Source organism: Tepidibacillus decaturensis (genome assembly GCF_001561915.1).
Classification (GTDB): domain Bacteria; phylum Bacillota; class Bacilli; order Tepidibacillales; family Tepidibacillaceae; genus Tepidibacillus_B; species Tepidibacillus_B infernus.
Genome location: NZ_LSKU01000001.1, coordinates 1,931,424 through 1,932,312 on the forward strand (window position 1 = coordinate 1,931,424; position 889 = coordinate 1,932,312).

Below are 889 nucleotides of genomic sequence, written 5' to 3' on the forward strand. Positions count from 1 at the left end.
AATCTATTATTTGTAAATTTAAGTAGTTTTTCCTATAATAGACTTAAAAATCACTAATTTTCGGGTGATTATGATAAGTTTCTCAATTGAAAGATTAGGGAAGGGGATTAGCCAATTACGTACCTCTCTAAGCCTATCGCAAGCTGAATTAGCTAAAGGGATTTGTACACAAGCACAAATTAGTAAAATTGAAAAAGGTCAAGCTATTCCCTCCGCTGAAACCATCTATTACATCTCAGAACGCTTAGGGGTTGATGTCAACTATTTTTTTGACATGGCGAAAAGTTCTCGTGAAGATTATGTAAAGGAAGTCATGTCACAAATTCGTAAAACTATACGAAATAGAGATTATCTAGAAGTGATGAATACTGTTCTTGAAGTACAGGGTCATCCTTTGTTTCAGTCTAGTATAAACAAACAATTTCTGATGTGGCATCATGGTATTGCGACTTTCTATTTAGAAAGTGATTCTGAAAAAGCCCTCAATTTGTTGCACGATTCTCTTCTACTCACTGCTAAAAATAAGGAATTTTATTCCGAACGTGAAGTAGAAATTCTAAATAGCATCGGGATTATTCACAGTGAACTTGGAGATCACATAGAGGCAATATCTTTCTATCAAAAAGGAATTGAACATTTAAAACACCTTCCATTCCTACATGATCAATTATTAAAAGTTCGTTTAATGTACAACTTAGCAAAATCTTTAACCAAGATCGGTTCATACCGTGAATCACTAAAATACTGTGAAAAAGGAATAAAAGCCTGTTTAAAAAATGAGTCCCTCTATCTTCTAGGTGAATTTTATTATCAAAAAGGGTATAATTTGTTTCATGTACACAAAAACGATGAAGCAATTGCGTATATGAACAAAGCTATTTTTATCTTT

The 889-nt window shown here is 32.6% G+C and carries 1 protein-coding gene; it reads left to right on the plus strand.

Going from position 1 to position 889, the window contains the following annotated elements; translation table 11 throughout:
• Positions 1-70: 70 nt before the first annotated feature.
• Positions 71-889 (plus strand): helix-turn-helix domain-containing protein (locus tag U473_RS09135; RefSeq protein WP_082732469.1); only part of this gene is annotated, 819 nt, incomplete at its 3' end.